General features: G+C 62.4%; 1 pseudogene. It reads left to right on the forward strand.

The features are described from left to right. Positions 1-238 (forward strand): annotated as a pseudogene (locus SCA31_RS25205) (hypothetical protein); the annotation flags it as partial. Between the last annotated feature and the right edge of the window lie 4 nt (positions 239-242).

Below are 242 nucleotides of genomic sequence, written 5' to 3' on the forward strand. Positions count from 1 at the left end.
TGGTGGCCAAACGAGGCAGCTCTGGGTCCTGATCGTGCTTAACGGCGTCATTGGCTTCCTGGTGCCGGGCATTGCATGGCAAGCCCACCTTGGCGGCCTGATTACCGGTGCGATCGCTGCAGCCGCGATTACATACGCGCCCCGCGGTAAGAGCCAAGCCCTGATTCAGGCGGCCAGCCTGGTGCTGGTTCTCGGCGTCCTGGCTGCTATCACGTGGTTCCACGTCTCTGCTTCCTAGCTTG

It is taken from the genome of Chryseobacterium sp. SIMBA_028 (assembly GCF_046535285.1).
Lineage (GTDB): Bacteria > Bacteroidota > Bacteroidia > Flavobacteriales > Weeksellaceae > Chryseobacterium.